This window comes from Micromonospora sp. NPDC005194 (assembly GCF_040608335.1).
In the GTDB taxonomy this organism is placed as follows: Bacteria; Actinomycetota; Actinomycetes; order Mycobacteriales; family Micromonosporaceae; genus Micromonospora.
In genome coordinates this window covers 61,303-84,958 of sequence record NZ_JBEXIA010000006.1, presented here as the reverse complement: position 1 = coordinate 84,958, position 23,656 = coordinate 61,303, and the positions used below count along the sequence as shown (strand labels likewise).

Below are 23,656 nucleotides of genomic sequence, written 5' to 3'. Positions count from 1 at the left end.
GTTCACCTGCCGTTCATCTCGGGCGTCTCAACCGTCCCCGCTCCCCCAGCAGCCAACCGCTCGCGCTCGCGCGCCACGTCGAAATCGGCAGGCGGATACCCCAGATCGAGCGTGTCGAACGTCTCCCGCAGCAGGTGGGCCACCGCCCAGTCCCGGTACCACTTGCGGTCCGCCGGCACCACGAACCACGGCGCGGCGTCCGTGCCGCACCGGCTCAGCGCCTCGGCGTACGCGGCCTGGTAGTCGTCCCACTGCGCCCGGGAGTCGACGTCCGACGGGTTGTACTTCCAGTGCTTGTGCGGATCCGTGAGCCGTTCCAGCAGCCGCTCGCCCTGCTCGGCGTACGAGATGTGCAGCATCACCTTCACGACGGTCACCCCGTCGTCGACCAGCTCCCGCTCGAAGGAGTTGATCTGGTCGTAGCGGGCCCGCCAGATCGCCTCCGGCACCAACGACCCGACCCGGGCGATCAACACGTCCTCGTAGTGTGAGCGGTTGAACATCCCCACGTACCCGGGCGGAGGCAGCTCCCGGCGGATCCGCCACAGAAAGTCGTGCCGCAGCTCCTGCGGGGTCGGCGGACCGAACGACCGGATGTGCAGGCCGAGGGGGTTCATCGCGCCGGCCACCCGCTTGATCGTGCCGTCCTTGCCACCGCAGTCCATCGCCTGGAGCACCAGCAGCACCCGGCGCGCCGGGTGCTCCGAGCCGGCCTTGGCCATCGCGAAGAGCATCTCCTGCTGCCGGCCCAGCTCCTCGCCGACCAGCGCCACCTGCGCACGGGCCCAGGTCTTGCGGTGTTCGCCGACCACCTCGGCCGGCGGCAGGCCGGGCGTGGACCGGGGATCGATCGCGGCGAGATCCACCGGCGCGGTGACCCGCAACAGGTCCCGCACCGACCCGCCGTCCGGCGCCACGACCCGCTCGCTCTGCCCTTGCCGGGGTTCGCTCATCCTCGGATCATCGCCCAACCGCCGGCCATCCGCGCGCCGAGGCCCACCGGCCCACCGAGGCCCAGCCAGGGCCCACCAGGCCCACCGAGGCCCGCCGTCACGTCCGGGGCCGCCGGCGCGTCCGGTTGGTTGGAGGATGTGCGCCAGGGGGACGTGGCGCTCGGGGGAGGGTGGTGGGTCGTGCGAGACCTGGCGACGGAGTTCGAGGCCGAGCGGGGTCGGCTGCTCGCGGTGGCCCACCGGATGCTGGGCAGCCGCAGCGAGGCCGAGGACGCGGTGCAGGAGACCTGGCTGCGTTACGCCGGGGCGCTCGCCGACCCGGCCGCCCGCGCCGAGATCCGCGATCTCTCCGCGTGGTTGACCACCACCTGCGCCCGGATCTGCCTGGACGTGCTGCGCTCGGCGCGGGTCCGCCGCGAGGCGTACCCCGGGCAGTGGCTCCCGGAACCGGTCGTGAGCCCGCTGCACGGCGGCGAAGCCAGCGGTGGGTACGCCCCCGACCCCGCCGAACGCGCGGTCCGCACCGACCAGGTCGGCACGGCGCTGCGGGTGCTGCTGGAACGGCTCGCGCCCGAGCAGCGGCTCGCGTTCGTGCTGCACGACGTGTTCGCGGTGCCGTTCGCCCGGGTGGCGGACGTCCTCGGCACCAGCGAGGTGGCCGCCCGGCAGCTCGCCTCCCGGGCCCGCAGGGCCGTCGCCGCACCGGACGCGCCCCGGCACACCGCCGACCCGGCCGAGCAGCGGCGCGTCCTCGCGGCGTTCGTGGCCGCCACCGAGTCCGGCGAGCTGGATCCGCTGCTGCGGGTGCTCGCGCCGGACGTGGTCCTGATCGGCGACTCGGGCGGGCACTTCCCGACGGCCCGCCGGCCGGTGGTCGGCGCGGACACGGTGGGCCGCTTCACGCTCGGCCTGTTCGGCCGGACCGGGCGGTACGCGCGACGGATGCGGGCCCGCCCGGTGCTTGTCGACGGCGTCCTCGGCCTCCAGGTGGAGACGGCGCACAGCGACGGGCGGCCGATCCGGGTGGTCACCGCGTTCTCGGTCGACGGCGGCCGGATCACCGGCATCTTCAACCAGCTCAACCCGGAGAAGCTGGCCGACCTGCCGCCGCTGGGCGACGACGACCGGTGGCCGCCGCGCTGGTGAGCCCGCGCCGGCTCAGACCACCAGCGCCAGCCATTTGCGGTACGACGTCGCGAACGGCTCGGTGCCGTCGCCGAGGGCGCCGTACAGCCACTGGGCCGCCGCCTCGGCCTCGACCACCACGTCCTGCGGGTAGCCGAAACGGGCCCGGTGCTCGGCGAACTCGTCCTCGTCGAGCAGTTCCACCAGGCCGGTGGCCCGCCGCCGGACCACGTCCAGGTCGAGGTCGATCAGGTGAACGGTGTCGTCGGACTCCCAGCGGGCCGGGGTGGCGATGTCGCAGTAGACCTCGCTGGTCCGTGGCGGCGGGTTGAACATCCCCGTCCACCACGCGTGGTGCGGCACCAGCAGGACGAAGGGGATCTTCTCCACCGACGGCCGGCCGTGGTAGACCGACTCGGTGCCGAAGGGGACGCCGAGCCAGACGCCGAGATCGTCCTCCGCGAGGCGGCGGGCCGGGTAGTCACGGTGCGCGCTGCCGTCGTACTTGCGGTAGATCACTCGGACCACGTCGCTCGGCATGATTCGCACCCTAACCGATACTGCCCACGCGTCGTAGCACGGCCGTAACCGGACGGGGTGGACCAGCGAGGTCGATGGGTGGTCCGCGCCACGCGGGCGGATGGGCACGGACGCTGTCGGCGGCGGCGGGTACCGTCGCACGGTGACTCCGCCCCGCACCGCCACCGGTTCCGCCACCCCGTCGGCCCGCGGTGGAAGCCGGCGGCGGGGTGCCCGGCCCAGCGGCACGGAGCTGCTCGCGGCCGCGGTCGGCGCGGTCCCCGGCGGCACGGCGCGGCCCGGCCAGCAGCAGATGACGACCGCCATCGAGGAGTGCGTGACCAGCGGCGAGCACCTGCTCGTGCAGGCGGGCACCGGCACCGGCAAGTCGCTGGCGTACCTCGCGCCGGCTCTCACCGTGGACGGCCCGGTGGTGGTCTCCACGGCCACCCTGGCGTTGCAGTCCCAGCTCGTCGACCACGACCTGCCCCGGCTGGCCGACGCCGTCGAGCCGCTGCTCGGCCGCCGGCCCACGTTCGCGGTGCTCAAGGGCCGGCACCACTACCTCTGCCTGGCGCGGCTGGACAACTCCACCGAGGACGAGCCGGAGGACACCCTCTTCGACGCCCCGGCCGCCCGCCCCGGCGGCGGCACGAAGTGGCTCGGCGAGGCGGGCCGGCTGGGCAAGCAGATCGAGCGGCTGCGCGACTGGGCCGAGAAGACCGACACCGGCGACCGCGACGAGCTGGACCCGGGCGTCGACGACCAGGCCTGGCGGCTGGTCTCGATGCCGTCGCGGGAGTGCGTCGGCGCGGCCCGCTGCCCGTTCGGCGCGGAGTGCTTCGCCGAGGCGTCCCGGGCCCGCGCTCGCGAGGCCGACATCGTGGTGACCAACCACAGCCTCCTGGCGGTCGACATGCTGGCCGACCGGCACATCGTCCCGCCGCACAAGCTGCTCATCGTCGACGAGGCACACGAGCTGGCCGACCGGGTCTCCTCGGCCGCCCAGGCCGAGCTGGTGCCGGAGCTGATCGACCGGACCACCCGGCGGGCCCGTACGCTGCTGCGGCCGGAGACCGCCGATGCGCTCACCGCCGCCGGTGACGCCCTCGCCGTCGGGCTGGCCGAGGCCCCGGCCGGTCGACTCACCGCCGGCCTGCCGACGCCACTGCGCGAGGCGTGCACGCTGCTCGACGCGGCCACCCGCGCCGCCCTGGACGCGATCGGCGAGATCAAGTCAGATGATCCCGACCCGGTCCGCAAGCAGCAGGCCAAGGCCGCCCTGGACGACCTCTCCACCACCGCCCAGCGGCTCCTCGAAGAGGCCGACCACGACGTGGCCTGGGTGGAGAAGAACGACAGCGGCAGCCGGCGGGCCCTGGTGGTCGCACCCCTGTCGGTGGCCGGGACCCTCGCCACCCACCTGTACGACGAACGCACCGTCGTGGCCACCTCGGCCACCCTGGCGCTCGGCGGCCGGTTCGACACGGTGGCCCGCGCCCTCGGGCTGGACGCGCCGCCACCCGCACCACCGTCCCCGGCCGCTGCCGCGCAGGCCGCCCGCACCGCCCCGGGCCGCCCGGTCGCCGAGGCGCCCGGCCGTCGGCTCGCGGGCGACACCAACCCGGGGTCCGTCGTGCCGGCGACCGAGGGGCCGGGTTGGCGCTCGCTGGACGTGGGCTCGCCGTTCGACTACGCCCGGCAGGGCATCCTGTACGTCGCCGCGCACCTGCCCCGGCCCAGCGTCTCCGGGCTGCCCGACGCGGCCGGGGAGGAGCTGCTCGGGCTCGTCGAGGCGCTCGGTGGTCGTACTCTCGGGCTCTTCTCCTCGCGGCGGGCCGCGACGCAGGCGGCGGAGCTGCTGCGCGCGCGGACCGACCTGCCGGTGTTGTTGCAGGGCGAGGAGGCGCTGCCGCTGCTGGTCCGCCGTTTCCGCGAGGAGCGGTCCAGCTGCCTGTTCGGGGTGATGTCGCTCTGGCAGGGGGTGGACGTGCCGGGCGACGCCTGCCAGCTCGTGGTCATCGACCGGCTGCCCTTCCCGCGGCCCGACGAACCCCTCGCGGCGGCCCGCGCCGCTGCCGTGGACGCGGGCGGCGGCTCCGGCTTCGCCGCGGTCAGCGTGCCGATCGCGGCCGTCCGGCTGGCGCAGGGAGTGGGCCGACTGATCCGGGCCACCGGCGACAAGGGAGTCGTCGCGGTGCTCGACTCGCGCCTGGAGACGGCGCGGGGCTACGGGCCGTTCCTGCGCCGCTCGCTGCCCCCGTTCTGGTACACGACCCGCCCCGAGGTAGCCCGCGGCGCCCTGCAACGCCTCGCCACCACCTGACCCGCGCCCCGCGCCCCGCGTTCAAGGTCGTGCAATAACAAGGATGTAGTGGCATCCCCGGCCGGGGATGCCACTACATCAACGATCGTGCGTGATCATGGCGCGGGAGGCGCGCCGCCCGTGCGGTCAGGGGGCCTGCGCGGCGACGACGACGGCGTCGGGTGGGGTGTCCGGGACCGTCCGGGCGGCCAGTCGGCGTACGGCGGTGTTCAGCACCGCAATCAGCGGCACGGAGACCAGCGCGCCGGTGATGCCCGCGAGCACCACGCCGGCCGCGATCCCGATGATCACCGCGAGCGGGTGGATGGCCACCGCCCGGCCCATGATGAGGGGCTGGAGGATGTGGCCCTCCACCTGCTGCACACCGATAACCGCACCCAGGATGATCAGCGCGGTTACCGGCCCGCTGTCGACAAGCGCCACCAGCACCGCCACCCCACCGGAGAGCGCCGCGCCGACGATCGGGATGAACGCGCCGAGGAACACCAGGGCCGCCAGCGGGAAGGCGAACGGCACGTCGAAGATGACCAGGAAGATGCCGATGCCGACCGCGTCGATGAAGGCGACCAGCACGGTCGCGCGGACGTACGCGACGAGGGTCTGCCAGGCGGCGCGGCCGGCGTCGTCGACCTTCCACCGGGCGGCCACCGGCAGCAGCCGGACGAGGAAACGCCAGATCTTGTTGCCGTCGCGCAGGAAGAAGAACGTCGCGAACAGCACCAGCAGCGTGCCGGTCAGCACCTCCGCCAGCGTCGCCGCGGTGCTCAGCGCGCCGCTGGTGAACTTCGAGGTGTTGTCGTTGATCCAGCCCTGCGCCTCGTTGATGTAGCGGTCGAGCTGGGTGTCGGACAGGTGCAACGGGCCGGTCTTCAGCCAGTTCTGGATCTGCCGGACGCCCTGCGAGGACTTCTCGCTCAGCTCCGGTACGCCCTGGATGAACTCGTTGACCACCAGGGTCAGCGTGCCGATGACGCCCGCCAGACCGCCGACCAGCACCACGGCCGTCGCCAGCGAACGGGGCAACCGGGCCCGCAGCAGCCAACCCACGGCCGGCGCGAGCAACGCCGAGAGCAGCAACGCGATGGCCAGCGGGATGATCACGATCCGGACCGTGCCGACGATCCGGAGCAGCGCCCACGCCACCACGCCGATCACGATCAGCCGCCAGCACCAGGCGGCGGCGATCCGCAGCCCGTGCGGCACGTCGGCGTCGTCCCGGCTGGACGTCGAGCTGTGCAGGTCCACCGGAGGCTCCGCGCCGACGACCGTGGCCTTCGACGGGGCGGCGGGCCCGGGAACGGCCGGCGAGGCCACCCCGGCCGTCTCCGGCGCGTCGCTCGGCGTCTCCTGAGCCGCGCGAACCGACTCCTGTCCTGACCGGTAGGCGCGGCGCAGCCGCCCGCGTACCCGCTCGAAGCGGCTCAAAGCGCACCTCCTGGCAGAAGAGTCGTCCGCCCACGGCGACAGGTCGGACAGCATACGTCCGTTCCCCACACCGTAGGGCAGTTCCGCCACACAATGCCCGGACGGCCAGGGACGTAACCACCGGCGGCCGGTCCCTCGCGACACGGTAGCGTCTGCCCCGTGACCGCCGACCAGGATTTCGACTCCGGCCTGCCGATCCGCCTGCTGCACGACCGCGTGCTGGTACGCATGGACGGCAGCGAGGGCGAGCGCCGTTCGACCGCTGGCATCGTCATCCCGGCTACCGCCGCGGTCGGCAAGCGCCTCGCGTGGGCCACCGCCGTCGGCGTGGGGCCGAACGTCCGCGCCATCGTCTCCGGCGACCGGGTGCTCTTCGACCCGGACGAGCGTTCCGAGGTCGAGCTGCACGGCCGCGGGTACGTGCTGTTGCGGGAACGCGACGTGCACGCCGTGGCCGCCGAGCGGGTCGAGAACGACTCCACCGGCCTCTATCTCTGACGCACCTCCCCTGGCCAGCGGGCGCCACCGCGCCGTTTGCCAGCCCGTGGCGTGGGAAGCCAGCCGGCGACCGTGGGCCCTGGGGAGGGACGATGCCGGTATTCGTGAAGAAACTGCTGGCCTGGGGCAGCGTCGCGTTCCTGATCTACTTCATGGCGTTCCGGCCGGACGGGGCCGCGCAGATGTTCAAGGGGATCGGAGCCGCGCTGATGGCGATGGCGCAGGGGCTCGGTGACTTCCTCACCACCCTGATGACCTGACCCCCGCCAGCGCCCGTCAGGAGTGACCGGGCGGCCACGGCGCCGGGGGGCGCAGGCCGTGCCAACCGGGCGGCGCGTAGCCCATGGGGGGCGGCGGCGGGGCGAGCACCACCGGGATCGGCACGACCGGCTCGTCGGGCGCTTCCACCGGCCGCTGCGTACCGTCCGGGAACCGCAGGTGGTAGCGGCTGCCGTCCCAGACACCCACCGGCGCCTGCGGGTCACGCCCCACGAAGAACGACCGGTGCGCGGTGATGGCCTCCAGCAGTTGCCGTTCCTCGGCAACCGCCCGCTCCCGGTCGGCGGGCTTACGGTCCAGACCACGAAGCGTCCCGTCGCGCAGCAGGGCCAGCCGCGTCGCGGCGAGCTGGTACCCGCGCATCGCCCGCACCCCGGCGTCGCCGGCGACCCGGCGTGCCCAGCTGCGGGCCGCGTGCCGGCGGCCCAGGCTGCTCAGGGCGGCCACCTCGGGCGGGCTCAGCCAGCCGGCGCGCACGTAGTCGGGCAGGGTCCGCTCGGTGAGCCGCCCCTCCCAGGCGCGCAGCCACACGGCCAGCCCGACCGTGCCGAAGAACACCGGCACCATCAGGCCCAGGAAGCCGTACAGCATGATCACCGCTTCGCCGGTGGCCTGGGTCAACGTCGGCAGCAGGTTCCACGTGCCGTGCAGCATCATCGCCAGCAGCAGGCCGGCGATGGGGGCGAACACGCGGACCCGCCGGTCGGCCGTGCGCGAGGCGACACCGAGCCCGACACCTGTCATCGAAGTGAAGAGCGGATGGGCGAACCCGAACAGGAGGATCCGCACGATGAAGATGGCGATCACCTGCTGGGTGCCGGTCGCCGGGCCGTACCGGTCGGCGCCGGCCGCATAGCCGTACCCGCCCAGGTAGAGGATGTTCTCCACCATCGCGAAGCCGACCGCGGAGAGCCCGCAGTAGACCAGGCCGTCGGTGATCCCGGACCACTCCCGACGCCGGAACACCAGCAGCAGGATCGGACCGAGGGCCTTGGTCAGCTCCTCGATGAACGGCGCCACCAGCACGCCGGTCAGCGCCTCCGGCAGCCCCCAGTCGGCGAACCGCCCGGCGGCGAACTCGTTCACCTTCAGCGAGGCGGCGGTGGAGACGAACGCGCCCCAGGCGAAGCAGAAGATCAGATATTTCAGCGGTTCCGGCTCGTACCGGTCCAGCCAGAGGAAGCAGGCGACCAGCACCGGCACCGGCAGGATCGCGGCGACCACCCCGATGAGCAGCGCGTCGAGGCCCAGCGACTGGCCGAGGGTGATGACCATGAAGACCGCGCACGCCGCGATGAACAGCACCACCCCGGCCAGCACCAGGAACCGCAGCCAAACCAGTCGGCGCGGCGGCATCCGGGGCGCCGCGACGACAGCCGGATCGGCGGGCGTGGGCGGCGACGGCAGGGGTGCACCGGGCGGGGTGTCGGCCATGCGGTCAGCGTAGCCATCCCCCGCCGGCTGGTCCGGCCGCATCCACAGCCGCTATGCTGCCGGCAGGTCACGAGCGCCAGCGTCAAGCCCCGGCTTGCTGGCCGGCAACCCTCGTCGAGTTCGCGGTGGGGTGCCCCGGGTGATGACCGGGCCCAGCCCGATCGGCGTGCTGGGCAAGCGCGGACCCCGTCCCGACACCGCACCCGGGGTCCCTGACCCCGGAGGTTCCGGCGTGTCCGTCACCCTCGTACCCTCGCTGCCCGCCCTGCCCACCGTCGCGCCCAGCCCGTTGGCGCCGCTCGACGTGCTCGGCGTACCCGGCGAGATCAACCTCGACTACGCGGCCACCGCGCCGTGCGCGCGGGCCGCGGCCGACGCGGTGACCGAACTGCTTCCCTGGTACGCCAGCGTGCACCGCGGCGCGGGAGCGCTGTCGCGGCGCTGCACCCTGGCCTACGAGCGGGCCCGGCAGACGGTCGGCGACTTTTTCGGCGCCCGCGCCGACGACCACGTGATCTTCACTCGGAACACCACAGACGCTCTCAACCTGCTGGCCCGGGCGCTGCCCGTCGGCACGACAGTCGTCACCTTCGCGGGCGAGCACCACGCCAACCTGCTGCCCTGGCCCCGCGGCTCGGTGCGCCTGTCGGTACCCGCCGACCCGGCCGGGGCGGTACGCGCTCTCGCCGCCGCCCTCACCGAGCTGCGCCGCGACAGCAACCCCGCGCTGCCGGTGCTGGTCGCCGTGACCGGGGCGAGCAACGTGACCGGGGAGCTGTGGCCGGTCGCCGAGCTGGCCCGGGTGGCCCACCGGCACAACGCCCGGATCGTCCTCGACGCCGCACAGCTCGCGCCGCACGCCCCGGTCGACCTGCACACGCTCGACGTGGACTACCTGGCCGTCTCCGGCCACAAGCTGTACGCCCCGTTCGGCGCGGGTGTGCTCATCGGCCGGGCGGACTGGCTGGACGCCGCCGCGCCGTACCTGGCCGGTGGCGGTGCCACCAGCCACGTCGGGCCAGCGACCCACGATGTGACCTGGGCGAACGGCCCGGCCCGACACGAGGGCGGCACCCCGAATCTGCTGGGCGCGGTGGCGCTGGCGGCGGTGTGCGCGGCGCTGGCCGACGCCGGCCGGGTCGCGCTGGCCGCCCGTGAGCAGGCTCTGCTGGCCCGGCTGCGCGCCGGCCTCGCCGCCCTGCCGCACGTGGTGGAGTTGCGCACGTTCGGCCCCGACGCGCCCCGGGTCGGCATCGTCTCGTTCGTGGTCGCCGGCTGGGACTCCGCAGAGGTGGCCGCCCGGCTGGCCACCGAGCACCGGATCGGCGTGCGCGATGGGCTGTTCTGCGCCCACCCGCTGGCCCGGCGGCTGCTCGGCGAGGCCGCCGGGCGTACCGGCCGGCGGGATCTTCCGCCGACCGCGCTGCGCGCCAGCATCGGTCTGGGCAGCACCACGGCCCAGGTCGACCGGCTGCTCGCCGCGCTCGCCGAGCTGAGCTGAGTCGAGCGGGGCTGGGCCGAGCTGGGCTGCGTCGAGCTGAGCTGAGGCCCGGACCGTGCGCCTGCTGCTCGCGCTCAGCCGACGGGCGGGGCGGTGGGTGGCTTCGGCGCCTCGCCCGGCTCGGCCGGTTCGCCGACCGGCCGTTCCTGCTCCCCGAAGGCCGTCCGGATCCACCGGTTCGCCTCCTCCTGCTCGACACCGGAGGCCACCAGCAGGTCACTCGCCGTGGTCCGGATCTGGGCGATCACGACACTGCCGGAGAAGCCGACTCCCGCCCCGTACGCCCGGCCGGCCTCGCTGACGGCCCGCAGCGAGCGCTCCCGTGCCTTCTGCGGCTCCTCGCCCGCCGCGAACTCGTGCTTGAGCAGCCGGACCGACTCGGCGAGGTGGCGGATCGCGTCCGGCATCGGGTCCGGCACCGGCTCGTCGTCCTCGATCAGGGTGACGGACCGGCGGATCAGCGTGCCGCTGTTGCGCATCGCGCGGTCGATCGGGTCGGCCGCCTCCGCGTAGTGGATCAGCTCGCCGCGGCGGTGCCAGCGGGCCGGCGACAGGGTGGCCGTCTCCTTCGCGCCCTCGATCGCCTCGCCCAGGGTGGCCAGCTCGTCCTTGTTGTTGCGCAGCCGCTCCAGCGCCCGCTGGATGCCGGCCCGGTCCCGGTCGCGCAGCCCGTCGGCGGTGGCGTCGAGCTGGGCGGCGAGCAGGTCCAGCGCCGGGCGGGCCGCCCGGTTGATCACCCGGAGCGGGTTCAGCGGCAACAGGACCGCCGTCACCAGCAACGCGATGCCGCCGCCGAGAAACGCGTCGACGAAGCGCGGGATCTCCAGGTTCTGGGTGGACGGGCTCAACGTCACGATCAGCACCGCCGTGGCCGCCGCCTGGATGACGATGGCCACGCTCGCCCCGGCGAAGATGGTGAGCAGGATCGCCACCGTGACCACCAGGCCGAGCTGCCACGCGCCGGTGCCGAGGAAGTAGATCAGGAGGTCGCCGACGAACACCCCGACGCCCACCCCGACGATCAGCTCGACGGTCCGGCGGAACCGTTGCCCGACCGACGCGGCAAGCGTGCCGACCGCGGAGATCGGCGCGAAGACCGGCTGCGGATTGCCGAGCACCTTGTGCGAGATGAGGTACGCCAGACCGGCCGCCAACCCGGCCTGGACGGCCAGCCCACCCGCCATCCGCACCCGGTGCAGCCGGTCGTGCAGGGTGGCCCGGCCGCGGTGCCGCAGTTGCTCGGTGGCCTCGGCGATGCGCGCCCCGTCGACGTCCACCAGGCCCTCACGCAGCGGGGTACGCCGCACCATCGGAGGTCTTCTGTCCCGGGCCACCGCCATGGGCGCGACTACCCGTGGCGGGCCCCCTGAATCCTCCCGCCCGCGTGCGGCGCACGGATGCGGCAGACTCGGGCGGTGGCCGATCTGCTGGACCGGTGGCGGGCGGCGGCCCGCGACGCCGGGGCGGGACCCGACGAGCGCTCCACCCGGGCCGGGGAGGAGCTGCTCGCCCGGTGGCGGGAGCCGCACCGGCACTACCACACGGTGGCGCACCTGAGCGTCGTCCTCGATGTGGTGGACCGGCACGCCGCGCTGGCTGACCGGCCCGACCTGGTCCGGTTGGCCGCCTGGTGCCACGACGCGGTCTACGACCCGCGGGCCCCGGGCGACACCAACGAACGGGACAGCGCCGCGCTGGCCGGGAACCTGCTCACCGGGCTCGGAGTGCCGGCGCCCGCGGTGGCCGAGGTGCGCCGGCTGGTCCTGCTCACCGCCGGGCACGCCGTGGCGCCCCGCGACCGGAACGGCGCCCTGCTCTGCGACGCGGACCTCGCCGTGCTGGCCGGGCCGCCGGCCGCCTACGACCGCTACGCGGCGGCGATCAGGCGGGAGTACGCGCACGTGCCCGAGTCGGCCTTCCGAGCTGGACGGGCCACCGTGCTCACCGGGCTGCTGGCGCTGCCCGCGCTGTTCCGGCTGCCGCCGCTCGCCGACCGGTGGGAGCAGCCGGCCCACGACAACCTGCGCCGTGAGCTGGCCGCACTCACCGGGCCGCCGACGATCCCGGCGTGACCAGGTGTTTCGGGCGACGCAGTCCGGCGTCGCGCAGCAACCGGACGAGTTCCCGGCTCGGCACCACCCGGGCCCCGAGCCACACCGCCGCCGCGAACCGGTCGGCCGGGATGTCGTAGTGGTCCCGGTCGAAGCCGCGCCGGGGTGCGCCCAGCGCCTCGGCGAAGGCGTGCAACTCGGCGTAGGAGACGTCGCTGATCAGGTGCGACCAGAGTCGACCGCGCCACGGCCAGGCCGGCCGGTCCAGGTAGAGCATGGTGCCCAAGCTAGCCCGCGTTGATGATCGGTGGTCGGCGACCTAGCCTCGGCGGCATGGCCCCCACCGGACTCCTCGACGACCTGCGCGCCGCTCTGGGCGAGAACGCCGTGCTCACCGACCCGGACCTGCTACGCCTGCACCAGCGCGACGAGGCCGACCTCTGCGCCGCCGGCGTCCCCCTCGTGGTGACCCGCCCGCGCAGCACCGAGCAGGTGGTGGCGGTGATTCGGGCGGCGGCCCGGCACGGCGTACCGGTGGTGCCGCAGGGCGCGCGGACCGGGCTGGCCGGCGCGGCGAACGCGGTGGACGGTGCGGTGGTGATCAGCACCGTCGCGATGGACGAGATCCGGGAGATCGACCCGGTGGGCCGTATCGCGGTGGTCCAGCCCGGCGTGGTCAACGCCGCGCTCGCCGCGGCGGTCGCCAAGCAGGGTCTCTGGTACCCGCCGGACCCCGGCTCCTGGGAGTCGTCCACGATCGGCGGCAACGTGGCCACCAACGCCGGCGGCATGTGCTGCGTGAAGTACGGCGTGACCACCGAGTACGTGCTCGGCCTGGAGGTGGTGCTCGCCTCCGGCGAGGTGCTGCGCACCGGGCGGCGTACCGCCAAGGGGGTGGCCGGCTACGACCTGACGCGGCTCTTCGTCGGCTCGGAGGGCACCCTCGGGGTGATCACCGAGGTGACCGTGGCGCTGCGGCCGGCCCCGGCCGACTCGCTGACCCTGGTGGCGGTCTTCGGCTCCACGGCGGCGGCCGGCACGGCGGTGGCCCAGATCGCCGCGCGGGGCCTCACGCCCAGCATGCTGGAACTGCTGGATCAGACCCACCTGCGGGCGATCGAGGCGTACCAGCCGATGGGGCTGCGGACCGACGCGCAGGCCCTGTTGCTGGCCGCCGCCGACACCGGCAGCCGGGCGGGCGACGACCTGGCGGCCCTGGCGCAGGTGTGCGAAGCGGCCGGCGCCGAGGAGGTCTACGCGGCCACCGACGCGGTGGAGGCGGCGGCGTTGTTGCAGGCTCGCCGCCTCGCCCACCCGGCGATGGAGAAGTTCGCCGCCGACACCCACCCCGGTGGCAGCGGTGGCCTGGTGATCGACGACGTGGCGGTGCCGCGGGGCGCGCTCGCCGCGCTGCTGGACGGGGTGGCCCGGATCGCGGCGGACTGCGACGTGCCGATCGGTGTGGTGGGGCACGCCGGGGACGGCAACATGCACCCGAACATCGTCGTCGACCGCGCCGACCCGGCGAGCGTTGAGCGGGGCCGGCGGGCGTTCGACGAGATCATGCGGCTCGGTCTCGACCTGGGCGGCACCTGCACCGGCGAGCACGGGGTGGGGCTGCTCAAGCGGGACTGGCTGGCAGCCGAGATCGGCCCGGTCGGCGTCCGGGTGCACCAGGCCATCAAGGCGGCGCTGGACCCGGCCGGCCTGCTCAACCCGGGCAAGGTGCTCTGAGGGGCTGCTTCAGCCCTTGACTTCGGCGGGCGTCGCCTGGGTGAGCAGCAACAGGATCTCCCCCGCCACCGCCGGGCGTTCCTCACCCGGGCAGTCCTGCGAGGTGATCAGCCCGGACGAGGTGAGCAGGCTGGACGTCAGCGCGTCGATACAGGTGGTCCGGTACCGCCGGACCTGGTCGGTCTCCTCGGCGAGCCGGGGGTCGGCGAGCAGCACCTGGAGGCGTTCGGTCTGCTCCGCGGCCAGCCTGCCCCGGGAGGTGACTCCGTCGCCGGCACAGTCGAGGCACTGCCACGAGCCGTCCCGCTCGACGCTCAACGTGCGCAGCGGGGCGTCGGCGCCGAGCCGTTGAATCAGGCTGACCTGGCCCGCGGCGACCGTCGTCGGGATCTCGGGTGCCGGCACACCGGCCGCCGAGCCGGCCGGCGGTTGGGCGACCGGCGTCTCGGCGTCATCGCGGCCGAAGAGCGAACACCCGGCCAGGGCGACGGCGAGCACCAGGGCAAGCAGCGGGGTGAGGAGACGGGGGCGCGCGCGGTACAGCACGCGCGGAAACCTACCCCACCGTAGGTAGCGTTCGAAACCACCATCCGGGCCGGTATCGATAGTTACCACTCGGTAACGTCACTTTTCGGTCATCGTGGCGTGGGGCGCAGCTCCGCCTGGTCGTCGTCACCCCGATCCGCCGCGTAACCCCGTACGTCCGGTACGCCGAGTCTGGCCGCGTCCGCCCCGGCGTCGTCCGGCATCAGTTGGGACTGCCGCTCCGCCTCCACCCGCGCGCGGTAGTGCTCGACCTCGCGGGCGCTCCTCGCCGCGTCCCACCCGAGCACCGCACCCATCAGCTCGGCGGTGTGCTCGGCCGACTCCAGGCCACGGTGGCTGGTCTCGAAGGAGATCCGGGTCCGTCGGGTCAGCACGTCCTCCAGGTGCAGCGCGCCCTCGGCCCGCGCCGCGTAGGCGACCTCCGCCGCCAGGTATTCGGGAGCACCGGCCAGCGGGGACGCCAGCAGCGGATCGACGTCGATCAGCGCCAGCAGGTCGAGCGTGAGGGTGCCGTACCGCTCCAGCAGGTGCTCCACCACGCCCACCGGCACGCCGTGCCGGCGGGCCAGGTCGGCCCGGTCGCGCCACATCGCCGGGTAGCCGTCCGCGCCGAGCAGCGGCAGGTCGGCGGTACGCGACGCGCGGGCGCCACCCAACCGGCGTACGGCCCGGTCGACCACGTCGGACGCCATCACCCGGTACGTCGTGTACTTGCCGCCGGCGACCAGCAGCAGCCCGAGCATCGGCTCGAACACGGCGTGCTCGCGGGAGAGCTTCGACGTGGAGTCGGCCTCACCGGCCAGCAACGGCCGCAGCCCGGCGTAGACGCCCTCGATGTCGGCGGTGGTCAACGGCCGGTCCAGCACGGTGTTGACCTGCTCCAACAGATAGTCGATGTCGCTGGCCGAGGCCGCCGGGTGCGATCTGTCCAGGCGCCAGTCGGTGTCCGTCGTGCCGATGATCCAGTGCCCGCCCCACGGGATGACGAAGAGCACCGACCGTGCCGTCCGCAGGATGAGCCCCGTCTCGCCGGTGATCGCCGAGCGGGGCACCACCAGGTGCACCCCCTTCGAGGCGCGCACCCGGACGCCGGGCCGCAGGCCCACGTCGTTGAGCATCCGGGACATGTCGTCGCTCCACACACCGGTGGCGGCGATGACCGTGCGGGCCTGCACCTCGAACTCGGCGTCCGGGGACCCGGCCGGCGCCTCCAGGTCACGGACCCGTACGCCGGTGACCTCCCGCGCCTGCCGGATCAGCCCGACGGCACGGGTGCTGCTGACCACGGTGGCGCCGAGGCTCGCCGCGGTGCGGGCCAGGGTGACGACCAGCCGGGCGTCGTCGACCTGCCCGTCGTAGTAGCGGATCGCCCCGGCCAGCGCGTCGGCCCGCAGGCTCGGGAAGATCCGCCGGGCCCCCTCCCGGGTCAGGTGCCGGTGCAGCGGCATGCCCCGACCACCGCCGAAGAGACCGGCGAAGGCGTCGTACGTGGCCACGCCCGCGCCGTAGTACGAGCGGCGGAAGATCCGGGCGGGCAGGTCCCGCAGGCCCCGGCCGGCCGGCAGCGGCACCAGGAACGGCACCGGGCGGACCAGGTGCGGCGCGAGCCGGGTCGCCAGCAGGCCCCGCTCGGTCAGCGCCTCGTGGACCAGGTGGAACTCCAACTGCTCCAGGTAGCGCAGCCCACCGTGGATGAGCTTGCTGGATCGGCTCGACGTGCCCGAGGCGAAATCGCGCGCCTCGACCAGGGCCACCTTCAGGCCTCGGGACGCCGCGTCCAGGGCGGCGCCCGCACCGGTCACCCCGCCCCCGATGACCAGCACGTCGAAGCGCTCGGCGCGGAGTCGGCGCAGGTCGGCCGTACGGCGGACCGGCGAGAGCTGACCGGCGACGGATCGGGAGATGTTGGGGTCACGCACCCATCCACCGTAACCGCCGCGGAAGCGTGTCAACATTCGCGGCCCGCCCCGCCTCGCCTCCGATTCACGTCGACCGCCCGCAGACCTTGGACAGTTTCCGTCAGCGGCTGACGGAAACTGTCCAAGATCTGCGCGGTTCTTCGATTCGAGACTGCTCGGGCTGGTCGTAGGGTTTCCGGATGCATGGTCAACCTGCGCATCCCGGGCTCGGCCACCGCAGCTCCCCGTGGCCGGTGGTCGCGGCCGTGTTCGTCGGCTGCTGGATCGTCGCGGTCACGGTGGCCACCCAGACCGGTGGCTGGCTCACCGATCAGGTGCTGCTCGGCTTCGGACGGGACCGGCTGGGTTGGCTCTGGCCGGTGCTCGGCCTGGTCACCGTCGTGCTGGTGGGCACGCCCGCCCTGCTGCTGGCCGTACTGCCCCGCTCGACCACGGTCCGGGCCACCGGGCGGGTGTGGTTGGCCGCCGCGCTCACCCTCGGCGTGCTCACGCTGCTGCGCATCGTGCCGCCCGTACACCACGAGGCGTACCTCGCCGCGCTGGCCGCCGTCGCATCGCTCAGCGCGCTCACCGTGGCCTGGTCGGCGCGACGATCGTCCGGCTCGGACGTCGCCGCCGCTCCCGACGCCACCGCGTCGTGGGCCAGCGACCGCACCGGCGGTGCGGCGCCGAACAGCGACGCCACCGCGTCGTGGCCCAGGGACCGCACCGGCGGTGCGACGCCGAACGGCGACGCCACCGCGTCGGGGGCCAGCGACCGCACCGGCGGTGCGGCGCCGAACGGCGACGCCGCCCCCGCTCGGGCCGCCGGAAGCACGGAGTCGAGCGTCGACGCCGCGTCGACGGCCGTCGGGGGCCCGGATCCGGTCGGGGGGCAGCGTGGATCGCGCCGGCCCGGGCCGGTGCCGCTGCTCGCGGTCGCCGCCGGGTTGGCGCTGCTGCTGCCGTGGGCCTGGCTGGGCGCGCTCGGCGGGCTCCTGGAGACAACGCTCGCGCTGTTGGCGGCGGCCGCGCTCGGGGTGCTGGCCGCGACGCTGTTGGACGCCACCTTCTGGTCCCGGTTCGCGGTCGGCCGGCCGCCTCGGCCGGGACGGCTGGTGCTGGTCGGTGGCCTGGTCGCCGGGGTGGCGCTGCTGCTGCTCGCGGCCGGGACGGGCCAGTCCGGCGCGCAGTTGCCCGCCCTGCTGACCCTGCCGCCGACGGGCTTCGCGCTGGCGGCGCTGTATGCCGCGGCCTGGAGACCCACCGCCGACCCGGCCGCGACCGGGCGGCCCACCGCCGACCCGGCCGACGCCGCACGCGCCGGCCGGGCCGCGACCGGCTGGCTGGTGGGCCTGGCCGCGCTCGGCCCGCTGGCCTTCACCGACCCGGAAGAGATCACCCTGCTGCTGATCGGCACCCGGGACGTCCCGTTCTGGGTGGCGGCCGCCGCCGGCGCCGGCCTCGCCGTCGCGGTCCTGGTCGCCATCGGGTACGCGGTGCTGCTGGCCCGCCCGACGGCACGCACCCCGAGTCGCCGGGTCGCCGCGCTGGCGGTGGCGGTCCTGCTGGTGACGGTGGGTGTCGTCGACGTCGGGCCCGGCCAACCCGGCCTGTACGGGGAGCGACTGCTGGTGGTGCTGCGCGAGCAGGCCGACCTGAGCGGGATCCCGGCCGGCGCCCCCGGGCAGGCCGGACGGGACGCCCGGGCGGCGGAGGTCTACCGGCGGCTGGTGACCACCGCCGACCGCAGCCAGGCCGACCTGCGCCGCACGGCGGGGCGGCTACGACTCGACCCGGTGCCGTACTACCTGGTCAACGCGGTCGAGGTGGATGGCGGCCCGGCCGTACGGGCCTGGCTCGCGCGGCGACCCGAGGTGGCTCGGGTGCTGGTCAGCCAGCGCCTGCGGCCGCTGCCGGCCCCGGCGGGGCAGAGCCGGGGCACCGCGCCCGCGCCGACCGGCCCGGAGTGGAACATCCGTCAGCTCGGCGCGGACCGCGTCTGGTCCCAGCTGGGGGTGACCGGCAGGGGAATCGTGGTCGGCAGCTCCGACTCCGGCGTGGACGGCGGCCATCCGGCGCTGCGGGCCGGGTTCCGTGGCGGGGACGACTCCTGGTACGACCCGTGGGACGGCACCCGGACGCCGAACGACCAGGGCGGGCACGGCACCCACACGGTGGGCAGCGCGGTCGGGCGGGACGGCATCGGGGTGGCGCCGGACGCGCAGTGGGTGGGCTGCGTCAACCTGGACCGCAACCTGGGCAGCCCGGGGCACTACCTGGACTGCCTTCAGTTCATGTTGGCGCCCTTCCCGGCCGGCGGTGATCCGTTCACCGACGGCCGGCCAGAGCGCGCCCCGCAGGTGCTGACCAACTCGTGGGGCTGCCCGGCGATCGAGGGCTGCGACCGGGAGGCCCTGCTCCCGGCCACCACGGCGCTGGACGCCGCCGGGATCTTCGTGGTCGCCGCGGCCGGCAACACCGGCCCGTGGTGCGCGTCGATCGACGACCCGCCCGCTCCGTACGCGAACGTGCTGACCGTGGGCGCGGTGGACGCGCACCGGCGGGTGGCCGAGTTCTCCTCACGCGGGCCGGTGCCGGGCGGCACGGGCAAACCGGACGTGCTGGCGCCCGGGGTGGGCGTGGTGTCGGCCATGCCCGGCGGCGGGTACGCGGCGCTGGACGGCACGTCGATGGCGACCCCGCAGGTGGCGGGAGTGGTCGCGCTCATGTGGTCGGCGAACCCGGCGCTGGTCGGGGACCTGACCAGGACCCGGCAGATCCTGCGGGACACCGCGACGCCGGCCGAGCCGACGTACCGTTCCGGCAACCCCACCGACGCCTGCGGCGGCCCGGCGAACGTCACCGGCGCCGGCCAGGTCGACGCGTACGCAGCCGTTCGCGCCGCCCGGGGGTGAACGAGGGCGGGGCCGGTCACCGCCAGCAGGTGATCTAGGGTCGGCGACCATGGACGCCGAGATCACCGTCGCCGAACTGAGCCCCGACCTCGCGCCCACCGTGACGCGGTTCTGCGCGCAGGCGCTCGACCTGCCCGAGGACGCCGCCGAGGCGGCCGCCATCGTGGACGTGCTGTGGACCCGGGCCGCTGCCGACCGCGCGGTGGTCGGGCTGGGCGCGTACCGGGGGAACGACCTGGTCGGGGTGCTGCTCTGCTCGGTGTCGCCGGCCGAGGTGGGCATCGGGCACGTGGACCTGGTCGCGGTGCTCCCCGGGCAGCGCCGCCGGGGGGTGGGCCGCGCGCTGCTGTCGCGGGCCGAACAGGCACTCGCCGAGCGCGGCGTCACCGAGGTGCTGCTCGCCGGAAACCCGCCGTACTACGCCTGGCCGGGCATCGACGTGCGGTACACGCCAGCGGTGTGCGCCGCCCTGGCGCTCGGCTACCACCAGGACCGGACCGCCTGGAACATGACGGCGGACCTGTCGTACGACGAGTCACCGGCCCTGCGGTCGACGGAGGCCGCGGAGCAACGGCTGGCTGGGCAGGGCATCACGGTACGCCGGGCGGAGCCCGCGGACCTGCCGGCGCTGGCCGCGTTCGCCCGGTCCACCTTCGGTGGCGCCTGGGACGGCGAGCTGGCCGGGTCGGTGGGCCGCGCGGGGGCGGGCTGCCACCTGGCGGAGCGGACCGGCGAGGTGCTGGGTTTCGCCGCCTACGGGTCGTCCCGGCCGAGCTGGTTCGGGCCGATGGGCACCGCGCCCGCCGCCGAGGGGTCGGGCATCGGCGGGGTGCTGCTGCGACGCTGCCTGCGCGACCAGCGTGCGGCGGGGGTGGACCGGGCGCAGATTGGCTGGGTGGGGCCGGTGCCGTTCTACTCGGGCAGCGCGGGCGCCCGGATCGAGCGGGTCTTCTTCCTGTACCGGCGGACCCTACCGGTGACGTGAGAGGGCAAATGGGACATGAGTCCATTCGCCCGCATTACCCATCGACGCCCCCTACCGTTTCGGTAGAGGAGGCAGCCATGACCACGGATGACGACCAGACCGAGGACGGCCCGCCGATCACCTGGAAACCGGTCGGCGAACTGCCCGGCCAACTCCCGTTCGACCGGCTCGACTACGGCGACGCCGAGCAACTTGCCGAGATGACCACCGACGGCGAGCGGCTGACCGAGGAACCGCAGGAGATGGTGGACGCGCCGATCCAGCTGCTCCCGCCGTACGACCGGGCGCAGAAGCGCCGCAACCAGCGCCCACTGCCCACCTGACGACGAACGGGGCGGACCGCGTCAGCGGCCCGCCCCGTTCGGTGTGTCGGAACTGGACTCAGAAGTCCATGTCCCCGCCACCCGGGCCCGCCGGGGCAGCCGGGTTCTTCTCCGGCTTGTCCGCGACGACGGCCTCGGTGGTGAGGAAGAGCGCCGCGATGGAAGCGGCGTTCTGCAGCGCCGAGCGCGTCACCTTGGCCGGGTCGATGATGCCCGCGGCCAGCAGGTCGACGTACTCGCCGTTGGCGGCGTTGAGGCCGTGACCCGCTTCGAGGTTACGGACCTTCTCCACCACGACGCCGCCCTCGAGGCCGGCGTTGACGGCGATCTGCCGCAGCGGGGCGTCCAGCGCGACCTTGACGATGTTGGCACCGGTCGCCTCGTCGCCGACCAGGTCCAGCTTGTCGAAGGCGGTCTTGCCGGCCTGCACCAGCGCGACGCCACCACCCGGGACGATGCCCTCCTCGACGGCGGCCTTCGCGTTGCGAACGGCGTCCTCGATGCGGTGCTTGCGCTCCTTGAGCTCGACCTCGGTGGCCGCGCCGACCTTGATCACCGCAACGCCACCGGCCAGCTTGGCCAGCCGCTCCTGCAGCTTCTCGCGGTCGTAGTCGGAGTCGCTCTTGTCGATCTCGGCCCGGATCTGGTTGACCCGACCCTGGATCTGGTCGGCGTCGCCGGCACCGTCGACGATGGTGGTCTCGTCCTTGGTCACCACGACCTTGCGGGCGCGGCCCAGCATGTCGAGGCCGACGGCGTCCAGCTTGAGGCCGACTTCCTCGCTGATGACCTGGCCACCGGTGAGGATGGCGATGTCGGCGAGCATGGCCTTGCGGCGGTCACCGAAGCCCGGCGCCTTGACGGCGACGGACTTGAAGGTGCCCCGGACCTTGTTGACGACCAGGGTGGCCAGGGCCTCGCCCTCGATGTCCTCGGCGATGATCAGCAGCGACTTGCCCGACTGCATGACCTTCTCCAGGATCGGAAGCAGGTCCTTGACCGACGAGATCTTGCTGTTGACGATCAGGAGGTAGGGGTCGTCGAAGACGGCCTCCATGCGCTCCGGGTCGGTCATGAAGTAGGCCGAGATGTAGCCCTTGTCGAAGCGCATACCCTCGGTGAGCTCCAGCTCCAGCCCGAAGGTGTTGCTCTCCTCGACGGTGATGACGCCTTCCTTGCCGACCTTGTCCATCGCCTCGGCGATGATCTCGCCGACGGTGCTGTCGCCAGCGGAGATGGAGGCGGTGGAGGCGATCTGCTCCTTGGTCTCGACGTCCTTGGCGAGCTTGGACAGCTCCTCCGAGACGCTCGCGACCGCAGCCTCGATGCCCCGCTTCAGGGCCATCGGGTTGGCGCCGGCGGCCACGTTGCGCAGGCCCTCGCGAACCAGGGCCTGGGCCAGGACGGTCGCCGTCGTCGTGCCGTCACCGGCGACGTCGTCGGTCTTCTTGGCGACCTCCTTGACCAGCTCGGCGCCGATCTTCTCGTACGGATCCTCGAGCTCGATCTCCTTGGCGATGCTCACACCATCGTTGGTGATGGTGGGGGCACCCCACTTCTTCTCGAGCACGACGTTGCGGCCCTTCGGGCCGAGGGTCACCTTTACGGCGTCGGCGAGCTGGTTCATGCCCCGCTCGAGGCCGCGGCGCGCCTCTTCGTCGAACGCGATCATCTTTGCCATACGGCGTTGTCCTCCTGGACACTCACGGCCACCCGAGTGTGTGTCCCGGATGGGCCGCCTGGTTTACGCACCTTGGGACGCCGCCACCAGGCGACGACGACGTCCTCCGGCCGGGCCGGATAGCCCGCGACGACCGGCCATGTGCCGCCCCGGCGTCTCCACGCCTGGGCAACCTGGCCCCACCGTCCCGACCGTTGGCACTCACGGTACGCGAGTGCCAATGACTTGTTTAGCACTCTCACCTGCCGAGTGCAAGCACGATGACGCCGCTCAGCCGAGTTCGGCCGCCAGTCCGGCGCTGTTCACCGGCCCCTCATGGGCCCGCTGCTCGGTGTACGTGACCAGCAGACCGATCAACTGGACGAGGTGGGCCGGCAGCGCCAGCAGCGCCGCGACACCGATCACCGCCACCACCCCGACCGCGGCGCCCGGGGACGCGAACGGGTCCGTGCCCAACGCGCCGGTGCCCACCGACTCCAGGAAGCCCGGAACCACGGTGCCGACGATCACAGCCCCGCCCACCACGGCCACCCGGCCGAGCAACAGCCCGAGCCGGGCGTGGAACATCCCGAACGACCGGCCGATCGGGTTCTGCCGCTCGAACAGGTAGACCGGACCGACCAGGCTCAACGCGAACGCCAGATAGATGCCCGGCAGGACGCAGAAGCAGAAGCCGATACCGATGAGCACGCTGACCAGCAACGTCCAGCCCCAGAGGCCGAGCGCCCGGCGCAGGCCGTACCGCAGCGCCGCATCCAGGCTGGCGGGCCGCCCGGTGGCCTGCTGGGTGATCACCCAACTGCCGGCGGCCCACCCCACCGCCTGCACCAGACCGATCAGCAGGCTGCCGCCGACCAGCACGACGGCGAGGGTCGCCAGGGTGGCGGCGAAGTTGTCCGGCAGCCCGGCCGCCGGATCCATCTCGGCCTGCGCCTCCCAGCCGGGCGACGGGTCCACACCCAGCGAGATGACCGAGAGCACCGCCGCCGGCAGGACCTGCGTGAGCAGCATGATCGGCACCAACTGCCGCCAGCTTCGGCGCAGCGCGCCCCCGCACCGCTCGAACCAGGCCCCAATGCCGGCACCGGGCGGAGTGACCAGGGCGTCGTTCGGATCGAACCCGTGACCTGGCGGGTACCAGCTGACCGGCGCCCCCGGATACCACGGCTGCCCACCGTAGGGACCAGACCCCGGCGGGTAGCCGCCGGTGGGCGGAAAGACCCAGCCCTGCGGCGGCGCACCGGCCGGACCCCAACCGCCCCGCGCGGGATCCCAACCGGGCGGCGGCCCAGCCGGTGGACCCCAACCGCCCTGCGCGGTGGGATCCGGCGTACCCGCCGGACCGGCCTGCCCCCAACCCTGGGGGATCGGGCCGGGTGGCGGCCCGTATCCAGGCGGCATCGCAGGGCCGGGGCCGTATCCAGGCGGCATCGCAGGGCCGGGGCCGTATCCGGGTGGCA

General features: G+C 73.9%; 20 protein-coding genes and 1 riboswitch. Of the genes, 10 read left to right on the top strand and 10 right to left on the bottom strand.

Annotated elements, in window-relative coordinates:
• Positions 1 to 2: 2 nt before the first annotated feature.
• Positions 3 to 953: a PPK2 family polyphosphate kinase gene (locus ABZU53_RS07095; RefSeq protein WP_355064458.1), complete on the bottom strand. Its 951-nt coding sequence runs from the start codon at positions 951 to 953 to the stop codon at positions 3 to 5.
• A 180-nt stretch (positions 954 to 1,133) separates the two neighbouring features.
• Here ABZU53_RS07095 and sigJ point away from each other — a divergent pair, with 180 nt between their 5' ends.
• Positions 1,134 to 2,099, top strand: a complete 966-nt coding sequence (gene sigJ / locus ABZU53_RS07090) for an RNA polymerase sigma factor SigJ (protein ID WP_355064456.1) — start codon at positions 1,134 to 1,136, stop codon at positions 2,097 to 2,099.
• A gap of 12 nt (positions 2,100 to 2,111) precedes the next feature.
• Here the strand turns inward: sigJ and ABZU53_RS07085 are convergent, their stop codons facing one another.
• Positions 2,112 to 2,618, bottom strand: coding sequence for a DUF402 domain-containing protein (locus ABZU53_RS07085; protein ID WP_354861637.1), 507 nt, complete (start codon positions 2,616 to 2,618; stop codon positions 2,112 to 2,114).
• A gap of 100 nt (positions 2,619 to 2,718) precedes the next feature.
• Here ABZU53_RS07085 and ABZU53_RS07080 point away from each other — a divergent pair, with 100 nt between their 5' ends.
• A complete protein-coding gene (locus ABZU53_RS07080) occupies positions 2,719 to 4,923 on the top strand; it encodes an ATP-dependent DNA helicase (RefSeq protein WP_355064454.1) in 2,205 nt (734 codons plus the stop codon).
• 126 nt (positions 4,924 to 5,049) lie between these two features.
• Here the strand turns inward: ABZU53_RS07080 and ABZU53_RS07075 are convergent, their stop codons facing one another.
• Positions 5,050 to 6,402, bottom strand: a complete 1,353-nt coding sequence (locus ABZU53_RS07075; protein WP_355064452.1) for an AI-2E family transporter — start codon at positions 6,400 to 6,402, stop codon at positions 5,050 to 5,052.
• Between the two features lie 105 nt (positions 6,403 to 6,507).
• Between ABZU53_RS07075 and ABZU53_RS07070 the strand changes: the two genes are divergently transcribed.
• Both ABZU53_RS07070 and ABZU53_RS07065 read left to right on the top strand, forming a co-directional pair.
• A complete protein-coding gene (locus ABZU53_RS07070) occupies positions 6,508 to 6,846 on the top strand; it encodes a co-chaperone GroES (RefSeq protein ID WP_354861475.1) in 339 nt (112 codons plus the stop codon).
• Between the two features lie 92 nt (positions 6,847 to 6,938).
• Positions 6,939 to 7,106 carry a hypothetical protein gene (locus tag ABZU53_RS07065; RefSeq protein ID WP_354861473.1) on the top strand — a complete coding sequence of 56 codons (168 nt, stop codon included), beginning with the start codon at positions 6,939 to 6,941 and terminating at the stop codon, positions 7,104 to 7,106.
• Positions 7,107 to 7,122: 16 nt separating this feature from the next.
• On the opposite strand, the gene ABZU53_RS07060 is transcribed toward ABZU53_RS07065, so the two are convergent.
• Complete coding sequence (locus ABZU53_RS07060) at positions 7,123 to 8,601, bottom strand: PrsW family intramembrane metalloprotease (protein ID WP_355064450.1); 1,479 nt, start codon at positions 8,599 to 8,601, stop codon at positions 7,123 to 7,125.
• 23 nt (positions 8,602 to 8,624) lie between these two features.
• Positions 8,625 to 8,745, top strand: a riboswitch (SAM riboswitch).
• A gap of 79 nt (positions 8,746 to 8,824) precedes the next feature.
• On the opposite strand from ABZU53_RS07060, the gene ABZU53_RS07055 reads away from it, so the two are divergent.
• The gene (locus tag ABZU53_RS07055) at positions 8,825 to 10,060 is read left to right on the top strand and encodes an aminotransferase class V-fold PLP-dependent enzyme (protein WP_355064577.1); all 1,236 of its coding nucleotides are present in this window, start codon (positions 8,825 to 8,827) and stop codon (positions 10,058 to 10,060) included.
• Between the two features lie 74 nt (positions 10,061 to 10,134).
• On the opposite strand, the gene ABZU53_RS07050 is transcribed toward ABZU53_RS07055, so the two are convergent.
• Positions 10,135 to 11,370, bottom strand: a complete 1,236-nt coding sequence (locus tag ABZU53_RS07050; protein ID WP_354861470.1) for an FUSC family protein — start codon at positions 11,368 to 11,370, stop codon at positions 10,135 to 10,137.
• 105 nt (positions 11,371 to 11,475) lie between these two features.
• Between ABZU53_RS07050 and ABZU53_RS07045 the strand changes: the two genes are divergently transcribed.
• Positions 11,476 to 12,132 (top strand): metal-dependent phosphohydrolase, encoded by a 657-nt coding sequence (locus ABZU53_RS07045; RefSeq protein WP_355064448.1) that lies wholly within the window; start codon positions 11,476 to 11,478, stop codon positions 12,130 to 12,132.
• Here the strand turns inward: ABZU53_RS07045 and ABZU53_RS07040 are convergent.
• Complete coding sequence (locus ABZU53_RS07040; RefSeq protein WP_355064446.1) at positions 12,104 to 12,388, bottom strand: DUF4031 domain-containing protein; 285 nt, start codon at positions 12,386 to 12,388, stop codon at positions 12,104 to 12,106. The two genes, ABZU53_RS07045 and ABZU53_RS07040, sit on opposite strands and share 29 nt — an antisense overlap.
• Positions 12,389 to 12,444: 56 nt before the next feature.
• Between ABZU53_RS07040 and ABZU53_RS07035 the strand changes: the two genes are divergently transcribed.
• A complete protein-coding gene (locus ABZU53_RS07035) occupies positions 12,445 to 13,845 on the top strand; it encodes an FAD-linked oxidase C-terminal domain-containing protein (RefSeq protein ID WP_354861465.1) in 1,401 nt (466 codons plus the stop codon).
• Positions 13,846 to 13,854: 9 nt separating this feature from the next.
• Here ABZU53_RS07035 and ABZU53_RS07030 read toward each other — a convergent pair whose 3' ends face one another.
• Together ABZU53_RS07030 and ABZU53_RS07025 are read right to left on the bottom strand one after the other, a co-directional pair.
• Positions 13,855 to 14,391 carry a hypothetical protein gene (locus tag ABZU53_RS07030; RefSeq protein WP_354861463.1) on the bottom strand — a complete coding sequence of 179 codons (537 nt, stop codon included), beginning with the start codon at positions 14,389 to 14,391 and terminating at the stop codon, positions 13,855 to 13,857.
• A gap of 89 nt (positions 14,392 to 14,480) precedes the next feature.
• A complete protein-coding gene (locus tag ABZU53_RS07025) occupies positions 14,481 to 16,295 on the bottom strand; it encodes a glycerol-3-phosphate dehydrogenase/oxidase (RefSeq protein ID WP_355064575.1) in 1,815 nt (604 codons plus the stop codon).
• Between the two features lie 194 nt (positions 16,296 to 16,489).
• Here ABZU53_RS07025 and ABZU53_RS07020 point away from each other — a divergent pair, with 194 nt between their 5' ends.
• The 3 genes from ABZU53_RS07020 to ABZU53_RS07010 all read left to right on the top strand — a co-directional run bounded on the left by ABZU53_RS07020 (position 16,490) and on the right by ABZU53_RS07010 (position 20,515).
• Positions 16,490 to 19,207 carry a S8 family serine peptidase gene (locus tag ABZU53_RS07020; protein ID WP_355064444.1) on the top strand — a complete coding sequence of 906 codons (2,718 nt, stop codon included), beginning with the start codon at positions 16,490 to 16,492 and terminating at the stop codon, positions 19,205 to 19,207.
• Between the two features lie 49 nt (positions 19,208 to 19,256).
• Positions 19,257 to 20,192, top strand: coding sequence for a GNAT family N-acetyltransferase (locus ABZU53_RS07015; RefSeq protein WP_355064442.1), 936 nt, complete (start codon positions 19,257 to 19,259; stop codon positions 20,190 to 20,192).
• A 77-nt stretch (positions 20,193 to 20,269) separates the two neighbouring features.
• Positions 20,270 to 20,515, top strand: coding sequence for a hypothetical protein (locus tag ABZU53_RS07010; RefSeq protein WP_354861458.1), 246 nt, complete (start codon positions 20,270 to 20,272; stop codon positions 20,513 to 20,515).
• A gap of 58 nt (positions 20,516 to 20,573) precedes the next feature.
• On the opposite strand, the gene groL is transcribed toward ABZU53_RS07010, so the two are convergent.
• Together groL and ABZU53_RS07000 are read right to left on the bottom strand one after the other, a co-directional pair.
• Positions 20,574 to 22,196, bottom strand: a complete 1,623-nt coding sequence (gene groL, locus ABZU53_RS07005; RefSeq protein ID WP_354861457.1) for a chaperonin GroEL — start codon at positions 22,194 to 22,196, stop codon at positions 20,574 to 20,576.
• A gap of 270 nt (positions 22,197 to 22,466) precedes the next feature.
• On the bottom strand, positions 22,467 to 23,207 hold the full coding sequence (locus ABZU53_RS07000) for a hypothetical protein (protein WP_355064439.1): 741 nt from the start codon (positions 23,205 to 23,207) through the stop codon (positions 22,467 to 22,469).
• Positions 23,208 to 23,656: the final 449 nt, after the last annotated feature.